Raw genomic sequence first — 22262 nt, 5'->3', positions numbered from 1 at the left:
CGGCCACGGCGGCCGCTGTCGATAAAGAAAGCGCAGTTGAGCAAGGCCGGTCTTCGCCCCGTTTGCCTGTGGGATGGCGCAGTCAAACGGGGCAACGGGTTAAGGCAGCGCAAACGCCATCACGTAATCGCCGGTTTCTGTCGAATGCGCGGCGCCGCCGACCACAATAACGATGTATTGCTTGCCGGTTTTAGGCGAAATGTAGCTCATTGGCGTCGCGCTCGCGCCGACCGGCAGCGCATATTTCCAGACTTCTTTGCCGGTGCTGCTGTCGTAGGCGCGCAGATAATAGTCCTGGAAGCCGGCGAAGAAGACCAGGCCGCCGGCGGTCGTCATAGTGCCCGCGTAGGTGGGCATGCCAACCGGCATCGGCAGGTGCGATCTGATGCCCAGCGGCCCCATTTTTTCGGCGGTGCCGGCCGGTATCTGCCAGGCGATCTTTTTGTTTTTGTAATCGACGGCGGTGATCGTGCCGTAAGGGGGTTGGTTGCAAGGCACTTCGAGCGGCGACATCCACATCAACGTGATCATGCCGTATGGCGTGCCGATCATGGGGGAAGGCCCGTGGCCATCGATCACTTTTTGCGGGTACTGTTTCGCGACGCGTTCATAGCTGTCGCGCGCCACTAACCAAAACACGTTCGGAATGCGCACATCGTTCATGTAAGCCATATGGTTCACAGGATCAATCGACATGCTCCCCCAGTTGAGTCCGCCTAAATTGCCGGGCTGCTCGAGCGTTGGGCGGGTGCCGATCGGGGTCATGTCGCCCTGGTAATTCATCTGTTTGAACAGGATGCGGCAGGCCATCTGGTCAAACAGGGTGGTGCCCCACATTTTTTCTTCGGTCAGGCGTTCGGCGCCAATGGTCGGCATGCCGACGGAGAACGGCTGGGTTGGCGAGAGGCGCTCTTCCTCTGCGGCGCCTTGGGTCGGCACGGCTTTCTCTTCAACCTGCGCCAGCGGTTTGCCGGTCTCCCGGTTCAGGTAGAAAATCTGCCCGCGTTTGGTGCCGAGCAAAAGGGCGGGCACCGGGCGATGTTGCTCATCAAAACCGTCCACCAGCGCGGGTTGGGATGCGAGGTCATAATCCCAAATGTCGTGATGCGTGGTTTGGAACTTCCAGCGCTCACGGCCTGTTTCAATATCAATGGCGACCAGGGCAGAGTTGTACTCATCCGAATTTTCCGGGCGATTCATGCCGTAATAGTCGGGCGTTGCATTGCCAAGCGGCGCATACAACAAGCCTAATTTGTCGTCATAGGCGGCGGTGGTCCACATATTCGGCGTACCGCGCGTATAGGTGCTTCCGGCCGGCGGAGCCTTGGTGATGCCCGGGTTGCCTAAGTCCCACGCCCAGTCCAACTCGCCGGTTTTGGCGTCGAACGCCCTGATGACGCCGGAAGGCTCGCCTTTCATCACGTTATCGATAACCCAGCCACCGACGATAATCTTCCCTCTGGCGATGGTCGGCGCCGAGGTTTGGAAGTAATAGCCCGGTTTCACTTCCCCCATATGCTGACCGAGATTCACCTCACCGTTTTGACCGAAGGCGGGGCATTTCTGGCCCGTTTTGGCATCCAGCGCAATGAGGCGGGCATCGATCGTGGTGTGAACGATCGCTTTCTCGCACAGAGCGCCTGGCGCAACATCCTCATTTTTGTAGTAGCCAAGCCCGCGGCAGCGTTGCCAAACGGGGGAGGTGGAATGCGAGTCAAATTTCCAGCGCGCTTTACCCGTATCGGCATCGATAGCGGTGATAAGACCGTTGGGCGTACAGCTATACACCAAATCATCGATCGCGAGCGGGGTATTTTGGTCCACGCCCGGCCGGAAATCGCCGGTGCGATAAACCCAGGCGAGTTTCAGGTCTTTGACGGTTGAACGGTTCACCTGATTGAACGGCGCGTAGCGCGTTCCTTCCGTCGTGCGGCCATAGGCGCTCCAATCGGCTGGCGCATTGTCGGTTTTGCTCTCGATAAACGTCACGTCGCCAGAAGGGGTAATTTCGCCATGGGGAAAGAAGGCGCCGATAAAGAAAGCGACAAATGCCACGGATAATACCGAACCGGCGATGTAAGCCTGCTTTTGACTCTTGGCGCTGTGCAGGTACGAGGGAAGTAAAAACGCGGCGATAATAGAGAGGCCGGCGGGCACCAGCAGGCGAGGGAACAATGCCCAGTAGTTAAGCCCCGACTCCCAAAGCGCCCACGGCACCGTCATCAAAAACAGCAGGCCGGTTAAGTAACAAGCTGATTTGCTGCGCTTGAGGACCAGCACTGCGGCGGCGATGTAGCCTATCCCGGTAATGGCATAGTAGAACGATCCGCCGAGGGCGATAAGCCAAACTCCCCCCACGGTTAACGCGACGCCAGAAAAAACCAGCAAGCAAAAGAACGTGATTATTGCGGCTCTCTTACCAAACGATGTTCTAATCATATGTTTTCCTTTGACTTTTTAATCCACATTGGATCACCATCCCATCGCTGCCAACGCGTGAAAATGCCGGCGCGAAAGGCAAGGCATTTCCCGCCTTGAGACTTTTTATTCTTTAACGCTTTAGGGGCATTGAGTTGTCGTTTTGATATCCATTTCAACAGTGGCCATTGCGGTTTGGATCAGTCGCCGGACCAAGATAAGGGGATTTTATTGGGCGATGACAGAACGCGCGCGATAAAAATAACCATCAATGTTTTTATTTAATACCGGGTTGTAACCGTTTCGCAGAGATACGGTTTTGGGTGTGCTGGGCAATCCGATATTCTATTGCAGTGATAAACGCATTGAATGAAAGAGCCTCTCTGGACTAATTATTTAGAGTGATGATGAATGCGGAATCGCTTTTAATCACGAGGTTGCGTAGAGGTTTACCCTGCGTTGAGTTCAGAGTGAATCGTCATTCTTTATCAAGCCGGTGTCGGTAGAAGCGGCGAAAAAAATGATTTAATGCCATTCTTTCTCCATCGACATAGACAATATAACCTTTCCCGCGTTCGCCGACGGTGACTTTTTCAACATTAACATTAGGATAGTGTTTTTTTAGGTTTTTAGACCATAATTGAATACTCATAACTCTATTTTCCTGACGCGGTTTATTCTTGTTTAAGGCATATTGATAGCACCCGTAAAAATAAGTCTCGTGGAAATAAAATATCGTCACTATCTGGGGATGTCTACAAGCGTGCGGGCGGGATAAAGCGAAAAATGTCGGCTGCGCTCAGGCGAGATATTTAGAAAAAATGAAATAAAAACAATAGGTTATCCAATCGACCGCACAAAAAGTAAATATGGGTAACGTATTGATATTTAAGGTTTTGGTACGTAAGTCATATCGGAGAGAACGCTTGACGGATAAGCGGCTATTCCTTGTGGGGGCGAGAAGATCCCATCTTGGCGCGATTTTCAGGGAGATGTTAATGTGTTTTCCAATTAGATAAGTCTTAAAGTTGGTGCTTTTTGGCGAGTGGATAATGCGTGGTTTTGAGCCTAAACTCATCATAATTATAAATCATTACCATTTTTAATAAATAGCAACGCCGATCGTGACAGGGTTACCGCTCTGGCCCTGGCGCTACCTCTTTCTCTCTGTGTTTGATCGGGAAGACAATGGGGATATAGGTCTTCATCTCTATTCTATCGCCGCCTTTGGGGGTGATAATTTCAATGAGAAAGCGATCGATCATGCCAACTTTATTTATCGGGAATGATTTGGTGTAGATGCTTTGCGTGAATTTTTGCGCCTCATCGCTTGCGCCATCAAAACTGAACTCTGCAAAAAGTTGCATGTCTTTTTTTCCCTGGGCGTCGGCCAGGGAGGCAAGCACGTTGCCAAGACAGTCTTCTTCAGAAATATAGAGGGTCTTCAAATAGATGCTGACGTAATTCTCTTTCCTGATGCTCGCGCCAAAATTGAAAAAATTAATCACGCCGCTATCCGTTTTTTTCATGTTATCAATTGCCGCCAATCGCAGCGCGGAAACCGCAGGATGGAAGTGATATATCTCTGCATCAACGCCATCCCCTGAATCGTCGAAAAATTTTGGCAGGTGCACATAGCGATGCTCGGGAATGCCGTCGAGAAACAGCAATGGGATGGCGGAGGACACGTCCCACGATTTACTTTTTCGATACTGCATCGGCGAGGTTCTGAATTGCTTGCGAAAGGCCCGTTCAAAGGATTGATATGACTGAAAGTTCAGCGCTTTAACGATATCGGAAATAGAGAGGTTCGTCGCTTTCAACATAAATGCGGCGCGAATGAGTTTTCTGCCCCTCACATAGCTTCCGAAAGTCATCCCTGTTTCATCTTTAAACGCTTTTTGGATATGCCCGCGTGAATATCCGCTTTTTTCTGACAGCATCTCAACGGTAAGCTTCTCATTGAACCCACTTTCTTCCACCCAGGCGAGCAGCTCCTCAATGACTTTGGTTATAAACATGCAGGAGCTCCCTTTTAGTTATCTGCCTAATGGTTGCGTTGGGGAAAATAACGCGATATCGGTATTCAGCGATAAGCCCCAATTCATCCGATCTTTTAGGCAATATCCTGAGTATAGAACGCGTGCAATATTAACGCGGTAAATTAAAAAAAATGTACTTAAAAGTGTCATTTATCAAATAGCAGCGTATGGCGAAGAAGTAGAAAGTGTATGGATACATTTTAAGTATATTAATTTGTTGATTTTTATTAATTTATATGAATGAACCAAGCTGATGGGAGCACAATTTTTGCTCATTGATAGATAAAAACACTATATGGCTGCCAATTTATTGACAGTAACATCTTTTCGAATCGAAATAATTAACTATTCTATGTTTAAGAGTAGGGGGAAGCGGAAAATAGGCCCGGCAGGGGATTGTGAAATTAAATAATGGTTAATTCAAGGGGGCATCAAGGCTAATGACATTCAGGGAGGAATATGGGGGGGTATTTTCGCGAAAAATAGTGATTGCTATTTATCTTCTGGCTGTGGCCTGCGTTTTTCTGTCTTGGCGCTCGTGGTTTATCAGCGTTTTTCCACACGACTTCTTTGCGAATCTCATCTTGTGCGAGAGGTGAATCGGCATCTTTCACCCTGGAAATGATTTTTGTGCAACGTGATACGTGGATATATTTGAACGGGTATGGGAATGCCATTCTTCGAAAGAAAGCAAGTCGGGCAGATTTTGGTTCTGCAAGAAGAGGGATGCATTCAATAATAAAAATAGCAAGATGACAGGCTTTACTATGGATTGTTCTAACAAGTTCAGACGCAATATTTTAGATGAGATAATCGCTATCATTGAAAAAGCCATTGATACACAAAGCCATGTATCAATAAGGGCGTTATCCATTAAGTCAGGGTATTCCATCGGGCATTTACAACGGATGTTCTATTTGTATGAAGGGATGAAGATAGGGACCTATATCAGAAAGCGCAGACTAAGCCGCTCGACGTTATTGCTGAAATGTACCGATATGAAGATCTATGAAATCGCGTTGCTCTCTGGATTTAGTTCTCAGCAATCATTTAGCCGTGCGTTTTCAAATCAGTTCGGTTGCCCGCCGAGAACATTCAGAACCCTGCGCGATTGGCCTTTTCTCAATTACCAACCGATTATTGGCTTCGATAAAGAGCCTTTCCCCAGCAGCATCGTGTACTTGAATTTGCATGAGTATTACGAGAAAAAAAGGATCGTGCAACTGCTTTCGCCAGTAATCAGCCGGGGGCAGATGAAGGTAAACGTAAAGAATCCAATAACCTGTAGCCTGTACAACGCATCGGCAAAGTACATTGCGATCAGGCGCAAAGAAAAAAAGATGAGTGAAAACGAGTTCATCCTATCGCTCTATGAGGGGGTGTTGGCTTCTCTGGATATCTTCATCACGCAAAGCGTAATCTTTAAAATCCACGATCACTGTCCAGGTGAAAAGGAAAACGTCAGCATGTGGTATTTCATCCCGATAAAATGAGCTTTTTTTATCGCACGCGGCAGAGGGTTGCCTGATTACAACGGAAAGCTTTGGTTATGTCATCGATATTTTGATGGCGTCCACCTGTCAACGCCCCATAAGCCTGCTTCAACCAACGGAACGGTTGGCGAGGAAGAAAAAAAACCGACCGCGAGGGTCGGTAAGCATGGGGTATTCAATAGGTATGACAACACTACAATTAAATAATAGCGCGCGTTGGGGGGGGTTATTTACCGAAAAGTGTTATCTCACGGAACAATAGACCCGGCGTGCGCGCATCCTCTCTGGCAATAAGACGGGGGGCCTGCGCAACGCGGGCGTCATAAAATGAAGATAAAAAAAGCCGGCGATTAACGCCGGCCAATGAAACATCGACAATCTCTCTGAGATGCACGACCCCTATACGGGAAATAAGGTCATGCAGTTCCTATGTAACCCTACCTGGCGCGTTTTTTTTTACCAAAAAGCGATATTTTTTGGCCGGTGAGACGGAGAAATAAAAAAGCCGGTCATGACGACCGGCGAATGCGAAAATAACAGGGTAACGTTAATTGAAAGTGCACATAAAATGATAGCGAATTAATCCTAGCACTGACATCGGCGGTATATTTTACCTAAAAATGTCTTTGCGGCATTGGCCTTACCGCTCGGTTCCGGCGGCGGTATGGGGTTGCGTGGAGAGGCGAAAGGGCGACCGATGCTGCTCCCCCTCGAAGCCAGGCTAAGATCCCCGCGGCCAGACCGCCTCGCGCACGGCGATCGCTCTGGGCAGCAGCCCGAGGGCGTAGAAGCGGTCGGCGATGCTTTGCTGCTGACGGATCACCTGTAAATCCATGGCGCGAACATCATGGCTGCGGCGCGACAGCGCGAGTTCCAGTGAGGCGCTCGCCAGCCCCAGTTCGTTGGAAAGGTGACGAGCGGCTTCTCTCGGCTGCGCGGCGATGTAACGGCCGGTGTGCTGCAGCGCCTGCATCAGCGGCCGCAACAGATCGTCCGAACGCTCGGCGAAGCCGCGGCGCGCCAGGTAGAATTGCTGATTGAGCACCCGCTGGGTGCCGTCGGCGATCACGCGCAGTTCCCCGTTGCGCTGCGCGTCGCTGAGCAGCGGATCCCACATCATCCAGGCGTCCACCGCCTGCAGGTCGGTCGCCGACAGCGGATACTTCGGCGGCGCGTAGACGATACGCACGTCGTTCAACGTCAATCCCTGTTCGTCCAGCATCTGCAGCAATAAATAGTGCACGTTGGAGCCTTTGTTAAGCGCGATGCGTTTGCCGCGCAGATCGGCGGCGCTGCGTATCGGGCTGTCTTGCGGCACCACCATCGCCACGCTCTGCGGCGCCGGCGGCTCAAAACCGACGTACACCAGCGCATTGCCCTGTGCCTGGGCGAAGATCGGCGGCACTTCGCCGGTGGTGCCGAAGTCTATCTCATCGCCGTCGAGCGCGTGCAGCAGCTGCGGCCCGGCGGGAAACTCGCTCCACAACACGCTGATGCGCTGTGTGGCGAAGAGCTGTTCCAGGCTTTGCCGCGCCTTGAGCACCCCGAGGTTGCCGAACTTTTGATAGCCGATGCGCAGTTCGCGTTCGGGCAGAGACGCTGCGGCGATGGCCGGTGAATGTGCGGGTGCGCCGGCGCTGCGACGGCGCGGTTTGATCAGACCAAGATGTGCCAAATGGGTGCGCAGGGTATTGCGGCTGACGCCGAGCAACGACGCCGCTTGCAACTGGTTGCCGCCGCTGCGTTCGAAGGCGTTGCGCACCAGCGCATCCAGCACCCGTTGGTAAAGCTGTGCGCTGTCGCCTTGCAACTGCCGCTGCACAAAGCGGTCGATGGCGTCGTCGCCGCCGTCGTTATCCGTCAGGCGATGGGTGAGCTGCAGTTGCTGCGGTGCGATCGCCCCCTCCTGGCTCAGCAAGACCGCATTATGCAGCGTGTTCTCCAGCTCGCGCACGTTGCCAGGCCAAGGGTAGTCCAGCAGCGCCTGCTGCGCTTCCTCCGTCAACCGCGGCAGTGGCCGTTCCAGACGGTGGGCGTACAGCGCAAGAAAATGTCTGGCCAGCACCGGGATATCGTCCGGCCGCTGGCGCAAGGGCGGTAACGTCACCGCCGCCACGTTCAGGCGGTAATAGAGATCTTCACGGAACCGCCGTTGGCGAATCGCGCCGGCCAGATCGACGTGGGTGGCGGCGATGACCCGCACATCGATCTTCAGCGGTTTGCGCGAACCGACGCGGGTGATCTCCCGCTCCTGCAGCACGCGCAGCAGCTTGACCTGCAGCGACGGGTTCAGCTCGCCGATCTCGTCCAGCAGCAGGGTGCCGCCTTCCGCCGCTTCGAACCAGCCCTGATGAGTGCCGACGGCACCGGTGAAGGCGCCTTTCTCATGGCCGAACAGTTCGGCTTCCGCCAGGCTTTCCGTCAGCGCGCCGCAGTTGACCGCCAGGAAAGGTTGATGGCGGCGCGCGCTGTGGTGGTGCAGATAGCGCGCCACCACTTCTTTGCCGGTGCCGGTTTCACCGACGATCAGCACGGTGGCGTCGGTGGGAGCCAGCCGATCGAGCACGCTTTGCAGAGCGAGCGACGCCGGATCGATCAGCACCGGCTTGTCGGCGGCGAACGGTTGAGGATCGTACATGGGCGTCTCCTGTCTGACGACGATGGGGAAAAAATCTTATCCCAGCCAATGAGCAGCCGCGAGAGGATAAAAGGCGCACGGTGCTGCATTGGCAACAGCCTTCCGCCGCCGCCTGCTGCCAATGCAGCAGTGTTTTTACGTCGATATCTCATCAATCTATTGATATGTATTGGTTTTTTAAAATCTGCAATGTGGCATGCATCCTGCTTTTCTTTTTATAACCAAGCAAAGTTTTTCTATCGATAAATACTGAAAATAGTTATATAGGAAAGGCATAAATGACTGAGTCAGTGAAAGATCGCATCAACGTTTTCTGGTTTCTGCCGACCCACGGCGACGGCCGCTATCTGGGCACGGCGCAGGGCGGGCGCCCGGTGGACCTGCCTTATTTGCAGCAGGTAGCGCTGGCCGCCGACAACCTCGGCTATTACGGCGTGCTGATCCCAACCGGTAAAAGCTGCGAGGATTCCTGGCTGGTGGCGGCGGCGCTGGCGCCGATCACCCGCCGGTTGCGCTACCTGGTGGCGGTGCGCCCCGGTCTGCAGCCGCCGAGCCTGGCGGCGCGCATGGCGGCGACGCTGGATCGGCTGTCGGACGGACGGCTGCTGATCAATGTGGTAACCGGCGGCGATCCGGTGGAAAACAAAGGGGATGGCATCTTCCTCAGCCATGCCGAACGCTACGAGGTGACTCAGGAATTTCTCACGGTGTATCAACGGCTGTTGAAAGGAGAGAAGGTGGACTTCAGCGGTAAGCATATTCGCGTCGAAGGCGCCGAATTGCTGTTCCCGCCGGTGCAGGAAAACGGCCCGCCGCTCTATTTCGGCGGCTCATCGCCGGAAGCGATCGATATCGCCGCCGGGCAGATCGACACCTACCTGACCTGGGGTGAGCCGCTGGCTCAGGTGGCGGAAAAGCTGGCGGCGGTGCGCCAGCGCGCCGAGCGGCAGGGGCGTAAACTCAGCTATGGCATTCGCCTGCACGTTATCGTGCGCGAAACTGAAGACGAAGCCTGGGCGGCGGCCGAGCGACTGATCGCGCATCTGGATGACGACACCATCGCGGCGGCGCAGCAGATCTTTGCTCGCATGGACTCCACCGGCCAGCGCCGCATGAGCGAGCTGCACGGCGGCTCGCGCGAGAGTCTGCGCATCGGCCCCAACCTGTGGGCCGGCGTCGGCCTGGTGCGCGGCGGCGCCGGCACCGCATTGGTGGGCAACCCGCAGCAGGTGGCGGCGCGCATACGCGAGTATCAGGCGCTGGGCATCGACAATTTCATCCTTTCCGGCTATCCGCATCTGGAAGAGGCTCACCGCTTCGCCGAGCTGGTGATGCCGCTGCTGCCGCTGGCGCAGTCGGCTCATCAGACGGCTCGCACGATCAATACCGGCCCGTTTGGCGAAACCATCGGCGGCGATCGTCGTCCCGCCCCGGCGCAGCGGGAGGGCTGATGGCGAAGCGTGCCCATATTATCGTTATCGGCGGCGGTTTCACCGGCGCGGCGCTGGCGATCCAGCTGGCGCGCGGAGCGGTGGATATCACGGTGATCGAACCGCGCGCCGCGCCGGGCTATGGCGTGGCGTATTCGACCACCGAGCCGACTCACCGCATCAACGTCCCGGCCGATAGGATGCAGCTGGCGGATGAACCGGCGGGGGATTTTGACCGCTGGTTCCGCGAGGGCGGCGGGCTGGCGGCCGATCCGCAGGCGTTGTGGCGCGACGGTAAAGCCTATCCGCAGCGCGGCGCCTTCGGCCGCTATGTCGAGGAACGTTTTCATCAGGCGGCGCAGTCGGGCCAGGCCCGCTTGCGGCACCTGCGCGATCGGGCGCAGCACCTGCAGCCGCAGGCGCAGGGCGCATCCGTCATCACCGCCGGCGGCGAACGGCTGTGGGGCGACTATGTGGTGTTGGCGACCAGCCATCCGCCGCCCGCGCTGCCGCGGCAGATTGCCCCGGAACTGACGCGTGACGCGCGTTTGATCGCCAATCCCTGGGCGGAGGGGGCGCTGGATGAGATTGAACCCGATGAATCGTTGGCGATCGTCGGCAGCGGGCTGACGATGGCCGATGCGGTGGCGGCGTTGCACCGCCGCGGGCATCGCGGGCCGATTACCGCGTTCTCTCGTCACGGCCTGTTGCCGCGTGCCAATGCCGAAGGGGAGTACCCGACGTGGTCGTTTACCCCGCCATCCGGACTGCGTGACGGGGTGCGGCAGGTGCGCCTTGAGGTGGCGCGCGCCGCTGGGCAACGGGTGCCGTGGCAGGCGGTGTTGGACGGGGTGCGCGCCCAGGGGCAGCATCTGTGGCAAGCATTGACGCTGACCGAACAGCAGCGCTTTCTGCGGCATCTGCGCGCCTATTGGGACGTGCACCGCTATCGCATTGCGCCGCAGGTGAGCACGCTGCTGACGGAGCAACAGGCGGCGGGCACGCTGCAGGTATTGGCCGCTCGTCTGCGGCGGGCGGAACCCTCGCCGCAGGGCGTGCGCTTGACGATTCTGCCGCGCCAGGGCGCAGAGCGGGCGCTGCAGGCGCAGCGGCTGCTGATCGCTACGGGTCCGGCTCATGCCGGCCTGATCGCCGCCAGCCCGTTGCTCAGCTCGCTGGCTGAGCAGGGGGCGCTGCGCGCCGATCCGCTGGGATTGGGGCTGTGGGTCAATGCCGACAGCCAGGCGATCGGCGGCGACGGCCTTGCCAACCCGCGCCTGCTGGTGGCCGGCCCGGCGGCGCGCGGCCGCTTCGGCGAACTGATGGGGCTGCCGCAGGTGGCGGAACACGCCCAAAGCGTCGCGCAATACCTGTTGGCGCGATGTCCGGCTGCAAACTGATCGTCCATTCCCGTTTTTAACACCCTAAGACCCCCCATCCGGCCCGGCTTCGCCCGCGGCCGGCAGATAATTGTGGAGCTCGCTATGTCATCGCAACGTGAAATTCGTCTTAACGCTTTTGATATGAACTGCGTCGGCCATCAGTCGCCGGGGCTGTGGGCGCACCCGCGCGACCGTTCCTGGCAGTATAAGGATCTCGAATATTGGACCGATCTGGCGCGCCTGCTGGAACGCGGCAAGTTCGATGGATTGTTTATCGCCGACGTGCTGGGGATTTACGACGTGCTTAACGGCAGCGGCGACGCGGCGATCCGCCAGGCGACGCAGGTGCCGGTTAACGATCCGCTGGCGCTGGTGACGCCGATGGCGCTGGTTACCGAACATCTCGGCTTCGGGCTGACCGCCTCGCTGTCATTCGAGCACCCTTATCCTTTCGCCCGCAGATTGTCGACGCTTGATCACCTGACCAAGGGGCGCATCGGTTGGAATATCGTCACCTCTTACCTGGAGAGCGGCGCGCGCAATATTGGCCACCGGGCGCAGACCGATCACGATGCGCGCTACGACTACGCCGATGAATACCTGCAGGTGGTTTACAAGCTGCTGGAGGGCAGTTGGGAAGACGGCGCGATTTTGCGCGATCGTCAGCGGCGCATCTTCAGCGATCCGGCGAAAATTCATCCGATCAACCACAAAGGCGAGTTCTTCCAGGTGCCGGGCATTCACCTGAGCGAGCCTTCGCCGCAGCGCACGCCGGTGCTGTATCAGGCCGGCGCTTCCAGCCGCGGCAAGCAGTTTGCCGCGGAGCACGCCGAATGCGTGTTTGTCGCTTCTCCTTCGAAAACATTGCTGAAAAAAACCGTGGCCGATATCCGCCGCCGCGCCGCCGAGGCCGGGCGCGACCCGCGCAGCATTCTGATCTTCAACCTGCAGACGGTGATCGTCGGTGAAACTGACCGACAGGCGCAGGAAAAATGGCGGGAATACAAATCCTATACCAGCTACGAAGGCGCGCTGGCGCTGGTGTCTGGCTGGACCGGCATCGATTTCGGTCAGTATCAGCCGGATCAGGTGCTGAAGCATCTGCACACCAATGCCATTCAGTCGGCGGTGGAAACTTTCTCCAGCGCCGATCCCAGCCGTGAATGGACCGTACAGGGCATCGCCGAATGGGTCGGCATCGGCGGTTTCGGCCCGCTGTTGGTGGGCGGCCCGCAAACCGTGGCCGACGAACTGCAGGCGTGGGTGGAGGAAACGGATGTTGACGGTTTCAATTTGGCCTACGCCGTTACCCATGAAACCTTCACCGACGTGGTGGAACTGCTTGTCCCCGAGCTGCAAAAACGCGGAGCGTACAAGCGCGACTACACGGCGGGCACTCTGCGAGAAAAATTGTTCAATCAGGGGCCGCGCCTGGCGGAGCCGCACCCGGCGGTGGGCTACCGCTGGCCGGCCGGCGCGCCCTTGGCCGATGCACTGAGCGTCAAGTGAGGATGCGATGATAGAGATTGAAGGATTGCACAAGGCTTACCGCGCGCCGGATGGGCGACGGATTGAGGTGCTGAAGGGCGTTTCGCTGCAGGTGCCGGCCGGATCGATTACCGCCGTGGTCGGCCCCAGCGGGGCGGGCAAATCGACGCTGGCGAAATGCATCAGCCTGCTGGAACGGCCGAGCAGCGGCAGTATCCGGGTGAACGGCCAGGACTTGTCGCGGCTTGCGGGCGAGGCGCTGCGCAGGGAGCGGCGGGCGATAGGCACGGTGTTCCAGTCTTCCGCGCTGCTGCAGCGCAAAACCGCCTGGCAGAATGTGGCGCTGCCGTTGACCTATCTGGGCGTGGTGCCGCGCGATATCGACAAGCGGGTAAAGAGCCTGCTGGCGGCGGTGGGGTTGGCGGACAAGGCGGCGTTTTACCCGGCGCAGCTGTCCGGCGGCCAGCGCCAAAGGGTCGGCATCGCCCGCGCGCTGGCGCTGAATCCGTCGGTGCTGCTGGCGGATGAGGCCACCTCCGGGCTGGATCCGGACGCCACCGGGGCCATTCTCAGCCTGCTTAAACAGCTGCGCGATCGGTATGGCCTGTCGATCATCCTGATCACCCACGAGATGGATGCGGTGCGCGACGCCGCCGACGCGGTGGCCGAGATCCGCGACGGCGTGATTGTGCAGCAAGGGCCGGTGCGCGAGCTGTTGGCGGCGCCCGATTCCTCGCTGGGCCGCCGGTTGTTCCCGCTGAAGACGCTGGCGTCCGACGCCGCGCTGCGGCTGCAGGTAACCTATTCCGCCCGTCAGCCGGCGGCCTCCGACTGGATCAGCCGCATCAGCCGCCAACTCGACCTGCAGATCGATCTGCTGGGCGGCCACGTTGAAGTGGTGGGCGGCAGCCTGGCCGGGCGGTTGGAGATTGCGGTGCGTTTTGGCGGCGTTTCGCGTTCGGCGGCTGAACTGCAGGGCGAGCTGCGGCGGTTGGGCATTCTTGCCGAGGTGCTGGAACAGCCGGCGGCCTTGCGGGAGGCGGTATGAAAAATCTGTCTGACAGCGTGATGAGCCAGGACACACCCTGGCGCGAGATCCATCGGTTGATGCTGCCGGCCTACGGCGAAACCTGGCTGATGGTCGGCATCGTGATGCTGTTTGTGGTGGCGATCGGCGGCGCCGTCGGCGTGGTGTTGTTCAACACCTCATCGCGCGGCTTGTTTCCGCGCCCGGCGCTGAATCGCGCGCTGAGCTGGTTGGTGAATATGGGCCGTTCGCTGCCGTTTCTGGTGCTGATGGCGGCGATTATTCCGTTCACCTTCTGGTTGACCGGCACCACCATCGGCATTCCGGCGGCGGTGATCCCGATGATCGTCGCCGGCATTCCGTTCTTCGGCCGGCTGGTGGAGAACGCGCTGCGTGAACTGCCGCCGGAGGTGACGGCGGTGGGGCTGGTGTCCGGCGGTTCGATCTGGCAGATAGTCACCCGCGCGCAGCTCAGCGAGGCGCTGCCGGCGATCGTCGCCGCCATCACGCTGAACGTCATCTCGATGATCGAGTATTCGGCCATCGCCGGCACCATTGGCGCGGGCGGCATCGGCTATCTGGCGGTGGTGTACGGCTACCAGCGTTTCGACAATCACATCATGATCGCCACCATTGTGGTGCTGATCGCCACGATTCAACTGATTCAGTTTATTGGTGACCGCTTGGTCGCCGCGTTGCGTCATCATCAGGAAACCTTTTAATCATGCCTAATCACGATTTTGAGATAGTGAAGAAGAAACGCTGGCCGTGGCCGGTGGGTATCGCGGCGGTGGCGATTATCGCCGCCGCGGTTTGGCACTTCAGCGCCCGCCAGCAGCAGACGGTGCAGTTCGGCAGCACGCTGAAAGTGCACTTTGAGCCGGCGATGGCCGGAGAGCAGCGGGTGATCGAGTACGTCGGCGAACATATCGCGCCGGATTACGGCCTCAGGCTGGAGGCGGTTGGCCTGCAGGATCCGGTGCAGGCCGATCGTGCGGTGGCGCAGGGGCAGTACGCCGCCACGATCTACCAGCACCAGTGGTGGCTAAAGCAGGTGGTGGATGCCAACGGTTTTAAGCTGACCCCGACGCTGCCGGTGTTTCAGTGGGCGTTTGGCATTTATTCCGACCGCTATACGTCGATCGCCGAGTTGCCGGACGGCGCGGAGATCGTGGTGCCCAACGACGGCGCCAATCAGGGGCAGGCGTTGTGGCTGCTGCAGCGCATTGGACTGATCGGGCTGGATCCGGCGATCGAGGCGCGCACCGCCAGGCTGAAAGACATTCGCGAGAACAAGCGCCATTTTAACTTCACGGAGTTGGATTTGCTGACCATGCCGCGCGCGCTGAATTCGGTAGATGCGGCCATTGGCTATGTGTCGCAGTTCGACGCCGGCAAGGTGCCGCGTGAGAAGGGCATCTTGTTCCCACCGGCGCCGAAAACCTTCGCTTCGCAGCTGGTGATTGGCACGCCCTATCTGCAGGACGAAAATATTCGCAAGCTGCAGCGGGCGTTTGCCGATCCCAGGTTGCAGGCGTGGCTGAAAAGCACCGACGACCCGCGGGTGAAAGGCGTGCTGGTGCCGGTCTCGGCAGAATAATCCCCGCCCGAAATGACCGTGATAAAGACCGGATTAACGCGCGTTAATCCGGCGTTTTTGTTACGCCGTAACGGTGTTTAATTTATTGATATTAATGATATTTATAGAAGAAATTGTTGTTTGTCGGCGTAATTTTTTCACCCTATAAACGAGGTGTCACCTGCCAATTACAACGAGGAAGCTATGAGTACCTTAAATATCGATACCGCGCCGCCGTTATCTGCGCCCATCGGCTCGGCCAGCGATGTGGCGCGTTTGATTAACCAGCGCAGCGAGAAAAATACCCATGCGCGCATGATCGTGCTGTTGGCGCTGGGCGGTGTTTTTCTCGATGCCTATGACCTGACCACGCTGTCTTACGGCATCGATGACGTGGTGCGTGAATTCAGCCTCAGCCCGCTGCTGACCGGGGTGGTAACTTCTTCGATCATGGTTGGGACCATTCTCGGCAACCTGGTCGGCGGCTGGTTGACCGATAAGTACGGCCGCTATCAGGTGTTTATGGCCGATATGCTGTTTTTTGTGGTTTCCGCCATCGCCGCCGGGCTGGCGCCCAACGTCTGGGTGCTGATCGGCGCGCGCTTTTTGATGGGTATCGGCGTCGGCATTGATTTGCCGGTGGCGATGGCCTATCTGGCCGAATTCTCCAAATTCACCGGCAAGGCCAACAAGGCGTCGCGCCTGGCGGCCTGGTGCCCGATGTGGTACGCCGCTTCGTCGGTGTGTTTTCTGATCATCTTTGCGCTCTATTTTCTATTGCCGGCCGAATATGCGAACTGGCTGTGGCGCGCCTCGTTGATTTTCGGCGCCGTGCCGGCGTTGCTGATCATCATGGTGCGCAGCAAGTTTATGAACGAGTCGCCGCTGTGGGCCGCTAACCAGGGCGATCTGAAAGAGGCGGCGCGCATCCTGCGCGAGTCATACGGCATTGCCGCCCATGAGGCGGAACCTGACGCCGCCCAACCGGCGGCGCCGCCGAAGGTCAGCTTCCGCGTGCTGTTCCGCAAGCCGTACCGCGAGCGCACTCTGGTCGCCAGCGTGATGAACGTTTGCATTTCCTTTGAATACACCGCCATCGCCTTCTTTCTGCCGTCGATTCTGGCGCAGTTTCTCGGCGCCGGGGTGTTTGAAACTATCTCCGCTTCGCTTGGGCTGAACGTGCTGTTCGCTTTTACCGGTGGCCTGCTCGGCATGCGTCTGGCATGGAAGTATCCGTCGCGCCACGTGGCGATCGCCGGATTCGCGCTGCAGTTTATCGCGCTGATTGCCCTGGCGTTGATCGGACATCCGCAGGCGGCGTTCGGCGTTGGGCTGGCGATCCTGATGTTGGGCCTATGGCTGTTCGCCGAAGGATTCGGCCCCGGCGCGCAGATGATGATTTACCCGGCGCTCTCTTACCCGACGCCGATCCGCGCCACCGGCGTCGGTTTCGGCCGTTCGCTGTCCGGTATCGGCAGCGCGCTGGCGCTGTTTATTCTGCCGATTTTGCAGGCGCGCTTCGGCACCGACATGTTTTGGATTGTTTCACTGGCGGCGGCGATCCCCATCGTCTTCCTGCTGATCATTCGCTTTGAACCGACGGCGCGCGATATCGACGATCTGGCCGATCGCGCTTAACCACAGAGGACACTGACATGACGCAACACCTGTTATCCACCGGAGCAGACTACGCACAGCTGGCCGCGCGTTTTCGGCCGATCTTCGCCGAAATCGCCGCCGGGGCGGTGGAGCGCGAGCTGTCGCGCACGCTGCCGCATGAACCGATCCGTTGGCTGAAAGAGGCGGGGTTCGGCAGGGTGCGCCTCCCGCGTGAAAAGGGCGGCGACGGCGCTTCGTTGCCGCAGCTGTTCGAACTGCTGGCCGAACTGGCGGAGGCGGACTCTAACCTGCCGCAGGCGCTGCGGGCGCATTTCGCCTTCGTGGAAGATCGGCTGAACGCGCCGGACGGCCCGGAGCGCGATCGCTGGTTCGAACGCTTTCTCGACGGCGAGCTGGTCGGCAGCGGTTGGACCGAGATCGGCGGCGTGAAGCTGGGGCAGGTCAATACCCGGATAACGCCGCAGGCCGACGGCTGGTCGCTCAACGGCGAGAAATTTTACAGCACCGGCAGTCTGTTTGCCGATTGGATCGACGTGTATGCCGAGCGCAGCGACAGCGGCGGCCCGGTGATCGCTTTGGTGAACGTCGCCCAGCCGGGCGTAGAGCGTGACGACGACTGGGACGGATTTGGCCAACGCACTACCGGCAGCGGCACCACGCGTTTTATTGATGCGCGGGTCGAGCAGGCGCACGTCTATGATTTTGCCGAGCGCTTCCGCTACCAAACTGCGTTCTATCAGCATGTGTTGCTGGCGACGCTGGCGGGGATCGGCCGCGCGGTGCTGCGAGACGTCGGCGAGGGCGTGAGGCAACGTAAAAGGATCTATAGCCACGGCAACGCCGGTTGGGTGAAGGACGACGTGCAGATCCAGCAGGTGGTGGGGCAAATCAGCGCCTGGGCCTATGCGGTTGAGGCGACGGTGCTAAAAGCGACTTCCTCGCTGCAGCAGGCTTACGAGGCGCATCGATCCGGCGATGAAGCGCTGCTGCAGGCGCTTAACGTGACGGCGGAGCTGGACGCCGCCAGGGCGCAGGTCATCGCCGGGGAGTGGGTGCAGCGCGCCGCCGGTGAATTGTTCAATGCGCTCGGCGCTTCAGATACCCGTACCGGCAAGGCGTTGGATCGCCACTGGCGCAATGCGCGCACGCTCTCTTCACATAATCCGGTGATCTACAAGGCGCGCAATATCGGTGACTGGGAAATTAACCGCCATACGCCGACCTTTATCTGGCAAATCGGCAGTGGCGGTTGAGGCCGAGGCTATTCCGTCCAAACCTGCGTGCTGCGCGGGCTGTCCATCTGATAATCCGAGTAGGGGCGGGTGAAGAACTCGCGCCCCAACTCGCGGGCGGCCCGCAGCGGGTTGCGCGGATCGCGGGCGATCTCGCCGCGCTGGTTGCCGGCGCCGTGCACCAGCCCGACGAAGGCGGAATGGGTGTAGCGGCTGAACTCCTGGATCTGATGCACGATGCCCAGCGCCGCGCCGGGATAAGTTTCTTCCGACGCCACCGCCAGCCCGATGCGTTTGCCGCTCATGCGTTGGTGCACCTGTTCCGCCTGAGGGTAGACGTTGGAATAAAAGCTGAACGAGCGATCGAAAAAGGCCTTGGTTTGTGCCGACATGCCGTACCAGTAAATCGGCGTGCAAAATACCGCGCCGTCGGCCGGCAGGAAGTGCTCCAGGAACAGCTCGGCGTAGCGATCGGTCGGCGGCGGCGTATGGCGTTCATCGCTCAGGAAACCGCTCAGGTAATCGTCGAGAAAATGCAGGCTGGCGGAAGTGCCGGCTTCGGCGGCGCCCGCCATGATCGCCTGCGCCAGCGTGGCGCTGTTGCCGTCGCGGCGCGGGCTGCCGACCAGCACCACCAGGCGTTTGGATTGATGAGTTGTATTCATGTCATGTTCCTTGGTGTGAAGTGAACTCAGCCTTAATTTAGAGGCAAGCGTCCGCAGGCGACAAATGACGGTTTTTCTGCCAGGATGAACTCAACTCATCCCAAGAGGCTTCGCCATGTTCGCCACGCTGCCCGTCAACGCGTTACGCACCTTTGAATCCGCCGCTCGCCTGCGCAGCTTCAAGCTGGCGGCGGCCGAGCTGGCGGTGACGCCGACGGCGATTTCGCACCAGATCAAGGCGCTGGAACAGCAGCTGGGTTTTGCGCTGTTCGAGCGGGTGCCGCGCGGCGTGCGGCTGACGGCGAAGGGCGAAACGCTGTTTACCGGAGTGCATGGCGCGCTGCTGGACGTCGCCGCCACGCTTGAGGGTCTGCGGCCGCAGCCCAGCAGCGGCTCGCTGTGCGTCTCGGTCACGCACTCGTTCGCGGCGCTGTGGCTGGTGCCGCGCCTGGGGCGTTTCTACCAGGCGCATCCGCACTATCTGGTGCGCCTGGAGGCCTGCGCCGAGGTGATCGACCTGCAGCAGGACGCCAGCGTGGATGTGGCGGTGCGCTACAGCCGCGCGCATTATCCCGCGCTGCATCAGGCGGCGCGGCTGGAGGAAAGCTTTGGCGTCTACGCCGCGCCGGGGCTGGCCGCCGCCGAACCGGAAAACCCGGTGCTGATCACCGTCAAGTGGGGGGATTCGGCGCTGTACGACAGCGGCTGGCATGACTGGTGCCGGGCCGCCGGCGTGGACTGGTGGCAGCGCCATGCGGCGATGCGCAGCTATCACGAGGAGCATTACGCCCTGCAGGCGGCGGTGGCCGGGCAGGGATGGGTGCTCGCCAGCTCGGTGATGGTGTCCGAGATGGTGGACAACGGTCTGTTGGTGGCGTACCGGCCGGAGGTGCGCGTACCGGGCGCCGCATACAGCGTGCTGTGCGCCCCGGGGCGCGAGCGGCATCCGCCGGTCAGGGCGTTTCTGGCCTGGCTGCGGCAGGAATTGCCGCAGGACAATGGCACGAAATAAAAGTTTTACCGTCCTAAGCTGTGGGAATATCAGCGAACTTTTGTTTTTACTTCACTGCGAGAACCTATCATGAGCCAGCCAAGAATCTCCGATTACCCGATTGACGCGCAATTTATCGAGCGTTGGTCGCCGCGCGCGATGACCAACGACGCCATCGACGATCAAACGCTGCTGAGCTTCTTTGAAGCAGCGCGCTGGTCGCCTTCGGCCTACAACATTCAGCCGTGGCGCTTTGCCTACAGCAAGCACGGCTCCGACAGCTGGGAGAACTACCTGGAGTTCCTGATCGACTTCAACCGCGGCTGGGCGCAACACGCCTCGGCGCTGGTGGTGATCGTCTCCAAAACCACCAGCCTGAACGGCGAGCGGCTGGTGGACAACCCGACCCATGCGTTCGACACCGGCGCGGCCTGGGCCAACCTGGCGCATCAGGCGCATCTGAAAGGCTGGCTGACCCACTGCATGAGCGGCATTCACCACGACAAGATCAAAGCGGCGTTGCAGCTGCCGGACGACTATGCGGTGCACGCTATGGTGGCGATCGGCAAACCGGGCGACAAAGCCCGCCTGCCGGATTTCCTGCAGGAGAAAGAAGCGCCGTCGGGCCGTCTGCCGCTCGGCAAGACCGTCAGCGAAGGGCTGAATTTCACGCTGTGATTGCCCGCTTTCTCGCAGGCCCGCTTGGCGGGCCTTTTTTATGCGGCGAGTAAAACTTAGGGAGTATGTTCTCGTTCGCTCATTCGATATATATTTTGTTATATAGCGATTGCGTGGTGAGGAGGAACCCGTGGGAGATCATTTTGGCAAAGGGCTGTTGGCGGGGTTAAAGGCGGAGAACCTGAAGCCGGAGGCGGAGCTGTCGCGTTTTTGCTCCGACTACAAGCGCGGTTTCGTGCTCGGCTATGCCCACCATTTGGCGCAGCGCTGCGGCGACGAGAACCGGGCGGCGTTCGAGGCCGGGCAGCTCAGCCGCGCCTATGGCCTCGGCAGCGAGCCGATGAGCGAGTTCTTCTCCGGCGGCGACAGCCGGTTGGCGGAGAAGTTTTTCCACGCCGGCTATAACCAGCCGACGCAGGGGTAGCGCCGGTGAGCCGTCAGGCGGCGCTCAGCACCGCCACCATATACACGCATGCCTCATCGCTTTGGTTTTCAAAGCGGCAGTCCGCCGGTGGGCCGAGCTCCAGGCAGTCTCCTTCGGCCATTTCATGGCGCGCGTCGCCCTCAAGAAAGACCAGTTCGCCGGATAAAACCCAGATCAGCTGACGCTTGAAGGCATACACCGACGCCGGCATTGGGATCGCTGCGCCGGCCGGCAGTTCGATGCGCACCAGATCGAGCGGCAGATCGGTGCGCGGCGACACGTGGCGCCGCACGTAGCCGCTCTCAGGATCGACCCACACCGGTTGATCTTCCCGGCGCAGCAGCCGGCCTTCTTGCGTTTCCGCCCGGGCGATCAGTTTGGACATGCTGAGGCCGAACGCCCCCGCCAGTCTGCCCAACAGCATCGCCGTCGGGCTGCTCTCGCCGCGCTCGATCTTATGCACCATCGCCCGTGAGACGCCCGCCCGTTCGGCCAGATCGGACAGCGACCAGTGGCGTGCCTCGCGTTCAATGCGAATGCGCGCGCCGATCAGCTGATTTAGATTGTCTAATTTAATATTCATATCGTAGTATTATAGTGGACAATTGGCCGGGGTAAACCATGATTATACGAAATGCGACGCTCAACGATAGCGCGGCGATTGCCGCTATCTATAACGACGCGGTGTTGAACAGCACCGCCATCTGGAATGAACAAACCGTGGATACGGCCAACCGTGCGGCGTGGATCGGCGAACGCCAGGCGGCGGGCTACCCGGTGCTGGTGGCGGTGAACGCCGCGGACGAGGCGATCGGCTATGCGTCGTTCGGCGACTGGCGCGCCTGGGATGGCTATCGCCATACCGTGGAACATTCGGTGTATGTTCATCAGGCGCATCGCGGCGCAGGGATTGGCAAGACGTTGCTGCTGGCGCTGATCGCACGGGCGCGGGAAATCGGCAAGCACGTGATGGTGGCCGGCATCGAATCCGGCAATCAGGCCTCGATTGAGCTGCATCTGGCGCTGGGGTTCCGCGAGGTGGGGCGCATGGAACAGGTGGGCGCCAAATTCGGCCAATGGCTGGATCTGACGTTCCTGCAGCTGACACTCGACGAACGGGCGACGCCGCCCGCGCGCTGATCCCGGGAGACAGGG

19 protein-coding genes are annotated in these 22262 nt (G+C 59.2%); 13 read left to right on the top strand and 6 right to left on the bottom strand.

What is annotated here, in order from left to right; genetic code table 11:
• Positions 1-99: 99 nt before the first annotated feature.
• From ACTJJ6_RS18990 to ACTJJ6_RS18980, 3 genes are all read right to left on the bottom strand, one after another.
• Positions 100-2439: a membrane-bound PQQ-dependent dehydrogenase, glucose/quinate/shikimate family gene (locus ACTJJ6_RS18990; protein ID WP_440803338.1), complete on the bottom strand. Its 2340-nt coding sequence runs from the start codon at positions 2437-2439 to the stop codon at positions 100-102.
• Between the two features lie 457 nt (positions 2440-2896).
• The gene (locus tag ACTJJ6_RS18985) at positions 2897-3070 is read right to left on the bottom strand and encodes a hypothetical protein (RefSeq protein ID WP_153297017.1); all 174 of its coding nucleotides are present in this window, start codon (positions 3068-3070) and stop codon (positions 2897-2899) included.
• Positions 3071-3551: 481 nt separating this feature from the next.
• Positions 3552-4439: a helix-turn-helix domain-containing protein gene (locus ACTJJ6_RS18980; RefSeq protein WP_079449911.1), complete on the bottom strand. Its 888-nt coding sequence runs from the start codon at positions 4437-4439 to the stop codon at positions 3552-3554.
• Positions 4440-5212: 773 nt separating this feature from the next.
• Here ACTJJ6_RS18980 and ACTJJ6_RS18975 point away from each other — a divergent pair.
• Positions 5213-5953, top strand: a complete 741-nt coding sequence (locus tag ACTJJ6_RS18975; RefSeq protein ID WP_233504947.1) for a helix-turn-helix domain-containing protein — start codon at positions 5213-5215, stop codon at positions 5951-5953.
• Between the two features lie 721 nt (positions 5954-6674).
• Here the strand turns inward: ACTJJ6_RS18975 and ACTJJ6_RS18970 are convergent.
• Positions 6675-8591, bottom strand: a complete 1917-nt coding sequence (locus ACTJJ6_RS18970) for an aliphatic sulfonate ABC transporter substrate-binding protein (protein WP_440803335.1) — start codon at positions 8589-8591, stop codon at positions 6675-6677.
• Between the two features lie 278 nt (positions 8592-8869).
• Here ACTJJ6_RS18970 and ssuD point away from each other — a divergent pair, with 278 nt between their 5' ends.
• From ssuD to ACTJJ6_RS18930, 8 genes are all read left to right on the top strand, one after another.
• Positions 8870-10042, top strand: a complete 1173-nt coding sequence (ssuD, locus tag ACTJJ6_RS18965) for an FMNH2-dependent alkanesulfonate monooxygenase (protein ID WP_197829818.1) — start codon at positions 8870-8872, stop codon at positions 10040-10042.
• On the top strand, positions 10042-11421 hold the full coding sequence (locus tag ACTJJ6_RS18960; RefSeq protein ID WP_440803332.1) for an FAD/NAD(P)-binding protein: 1380 nt from the start codon (positions 10042-10044) through the stop codon (positions 11419-11421). The genes ssuD and ACTJJ6_RS18960 overlap by 1 nt, the downstream gene beginning before the upstream one ends.
• Before the next feature lie 84 nt (positions 11422-11505).
• Positions 11506-12912, top strand: a complete 1407-nt coding sequence (locus tag ACTJJ6_RS18955) for an LLM class flavin-dependent oxidoreductase (protein ID WP_049300268.1) — start codon at positions 11506-11508, stop codon at positions 12910-12912.
• Between the two features lie 7 nt (positions 12913-12919).
• Positions 12920-13939, top strand: a complete 1020-nt coding sequence (locus ACTJJ6_RS18950; RefSeq protein ID WP_079449907.1) for a methionine ABC transporter ATP-binding protein — start codon at positions 12920-12922, stop codon at positions 13937-13939.
• The gene (locus ACTJJ6_RS18945) at positions 13936-14640 is read left to right on the top strand and encodes a methionine ABC transporter permease (RefSeq protein ID WP_016927110.1); all 705 of its coding nucleotides are present in this window, start codon (positions 13936-13938) and stop codon (positions 14638-14640) included. Before ACTJJ6_RS18950 ends, ACTJJ6_RS18945 begins: the two co-directional genes overlap by 4 nt.
• A gap of 2 nt (positions 14641-14642) precedes the next feature.
• Positions 14643-15518: a MetQ/NlpA family ABC transporter substrate-binding protein gene (locus ACTJJ6_RS18940; RefSeq protein ID WP_016927111.1), complete on the top strand. Its 876-nt coding sequence runs from the start codon at positions 14643-14645 to the stop codon at positions 15516-15518.
• 183 nt (positions 15519-15701) lie between these two features.
• Positions 15702-17135 carry an MFS transporter gene (locus ACTJJ6_RS18935; protein WP_143778284.1) on the top strand — a complete coding sequence of 478 codons (1434 nt, stop codon included), beginning with the start codon at positions 15702-15704 and terminating at the stop codon, positions 17133-17135.
• A 17-nt stretch (positions 17136-17152) separates the two neighbouring features.
• Complete coding sequence (locus ACTJJ6_RS18930) at positions 17153-18370, top strand: acyl-CoA dehydrogenase family protein (protein WP_197817572.1); 1218 nt, start codon at positions 17153-17155, stop codon at positions 18368-18370.
• An 8-nt stretch (positions 18371-18378) separates the two neighbouring features.
• On the opposite strand, the gene ACTJJ6_RS18925 is transcribed toward ACTJJ6_RS18930, so the two are convergent.
• Complete coding sequence (locus ACTJJ6_RS18925) at positions 18379-19014, bottom strand: flavodoxin family protein (RefSeq protein WP_143778283.1); 636 nt, start codon at positions 19012-19014, stop codon at positions 18379-18381.
• 115 nt (positions 19015-19129) lie between these two features.
• Between ACTJJ6_RS18925 and ACTJJ6_RS18920 the strand changes: the two genes are divergently transcribed.
• The 3 genes from ACTJJ6_RS18920 to ACTJJ6_RS18910 all read left to right on the top strand — a co-directional run bounded on the left by ACTJJ6_RS18920 (position 19130) and on the right by ACTJJ6_RS18910 (position 21107).
• A complete protein-coding gene (locus ACTJJ6_RS18920) occupies positions 19130-20026 on the top strand; it encodes a LysR substrate-binding domain-containing protein (protein WP_110147157.1) in 897 nt (298 codons plus the stop codon).
• 69 nt (positions 20027-20095) lie between these two features.
• On the top strand, positions 20096-20683 hold the full coding sequence (locus tag ACTJJ6_RS18915; RefSeq protein ID WP_015378412.1) for a nitroreductase family protein: 588 nt from the start codon (positions 20096-20098) through the stop codon (positions 20681-20683).
• 130 nt (positions 20684-20813) lie between these two features.
• A complete protein-coding gene (locus ACTJJ6_RS18910; protein WP_016927116.1) occupies positions 20814-21107 on the top strand; it encodes a DUF2623 family protein in 294 nt (97 codons plus the stop codon).
• Positions 21108-21120: 13 nt separating this feature from the next.
• On the opposite strand, the gene ACTJJ6_RS18905 is transcribed toward ACTJJ6_RS18910, so the two are convergent.
• Positions 21121-21690: a helix-turn-helix domain-containing protein gene (locus ACTJJ6_RS18905; RefSeq protein ID WP_015378410.1), complete on the bottom strand. Its 570-nt coding sequence runs from the start codon at positions 21688-21690 to the stop codon at positions 21121-21123.
• Between the two features lie 38 nt (positions 21691-21728).
• On the opposite strand from ACTJJ6_RS18905, the gene ACTJJ6_RS18900 reads away from it, so the two are divergent.
• Positions 21729-22247, top strand: a complete 519-nt coding sequence (locus ACTJJ6_RS18900; RefSeq protein WP_151254650.1) for a GNAT family N-acetyltransferase — start codon at positions 21729-21731, stop codon at positions 22245-22247.
• Positions 22248-22262: the final 15 nt, after the last annotated feature.

Origin of the sequence: Serratia sp. 22278 (assembly GCF_052045405.1) — a bacterium.
In the GTDB taxonomy this organism is placed as follows: domain Bacteria; phylum Pseudomonadota; class Gammaproteobacteria; order Enterobacterales; family Enterobacteriaceae; genus Serratia; species Serratia marcescens.
This window is presented reverse-complemented; position numbering and strand designations above follow the sequence as displayed.

Bases quoted from the DNA above. Each gene is read 5' to 3' on its own strand.
- ACTJJ6_RS18980 (WP_079449911.1), bottom strand. From the start codon at position 4,439: ATGTTTATAACCAAAGTCATTGAGGAGCTGCTCGCCTGGGTGGAAGAA.
- ACTJJ6_RS18975 (WP_233504947.1), top strand. From the start codon at position 5,213: ATGACAGGCTTTACTATGGATTGTTCTAACAAGTTCAGACGCAATATT.
- ACTJJ6_RS18960 (WP_440803332.1), top strand. From the start codon at position 10,042: ATGGCGAAGCGTGCCCATATTATCGTTATCGGCGGCGGTTTCACCGGC.
- ACTJJ6_RS18950 (WP_079449907.1), top strand. From the start codon at position 12,920: ATGATAGAGATTGAAGGATTGCACAAGGCTTACCGCGCGCCGGATGGG.
- ACTJJ6_RS18930 (WP_197817572.1), top strand. From the start codon at position 17,153: ATGACGCAACACCTGTTATCCACCGGAGCAGACTACGCACAGCTGGCC.
- ACTJJ6_RS18985 (WP_153297017.1), bottom strand. From the start codon at position 3,070: ATGAGTATTCAATTATGGTCTAAAAACCTAAAAAAACACTATCCTAAT.
- ACTJJ6_RS18970 (WP_440803335.1), bottom strand. From the start codon at position 8,591: ATGTACGATCCTCAACCGTTCGCCGCCGACAAGCCGGTGCTGATCGAT.
- ACTJJ6_RS18925 (WP_143778283.1), bottom strand. From the start codon at position 19,014: ATGAATACAACTCATCAATCCAAACGCCTGGTGGTGCTGGTCGGCAGC.
- ACTJJ6_RS18900 (WP_151254650.1), top strand. From the start codon at position 21,729: ATGATTATACGAAATGCGACGCTCAACGATAGCGCGGCGATTGCCGCT.
- ACTJJ6_RS18945 (WP_016927110.1), top strand. From the start codon at position 13,936: ATGAAAAATCTGTCTGACAGCGTGATGAGCCAGGACACACCCTGGCGC.
- ssuD (WP_197829818.1), top strand. From the start codon at position 8,870: ATGACTGAGTCAGTGAAAGATCGCATCAACGTTTTCTGGTTTCTGCCG.
- ACTJJ6_RS18935 (WP_143778284.1), top strand. From the start codon at position 15,702: ATGAGTACCTTAAATATCGATACCGCGCCGCCGTTATCTGCGCCCATC.
- ACTJJ6_RS18940 (WP_016927111.1), top strand. From the start codon at position 14,643: ATGCCTAATCACGATTTTGAGATAGTGAAGAAGAAACGCTGGCCGTGG.
- ACTJJ6_RS18920 (WP_110147157.1), top strand. From the start codon at position 19,130: ATGTTCGCCACGCTGCCCGTCAACGCGTTACGCACCTTTGAATCCGCC.
- ACTJJ6_RS18915 (WP_015378412.1), top strand. From the start codon at position 20,096: ATGAGCCAGCCAAGAATCTCCGATTACCCGATTGACGCGCAATTTATC.
- ACTJJ6_RS18905 (WP_015378410.1), bottom strand. From the start codon at position 21,690: ATGAATATTAAATTAGACAATCTAAATCAGCTGATCGGCGCGCGCATT.
- ACTJJ6_RS18955 (WP_049300268.1), top strand. From the start codon at position 11,506: ATGTCATCGCAACGTGAAATTCGTCTTAACGCTTTTGATATGAACTGC.
- ACTJJ6_RS18990 (WP_440803338.1), bottom strand. From the start codon at position 2,439: ATGATTAGAACATCGTTTGGTAAGAGAGCCGCAATAATCACGTTCTTT.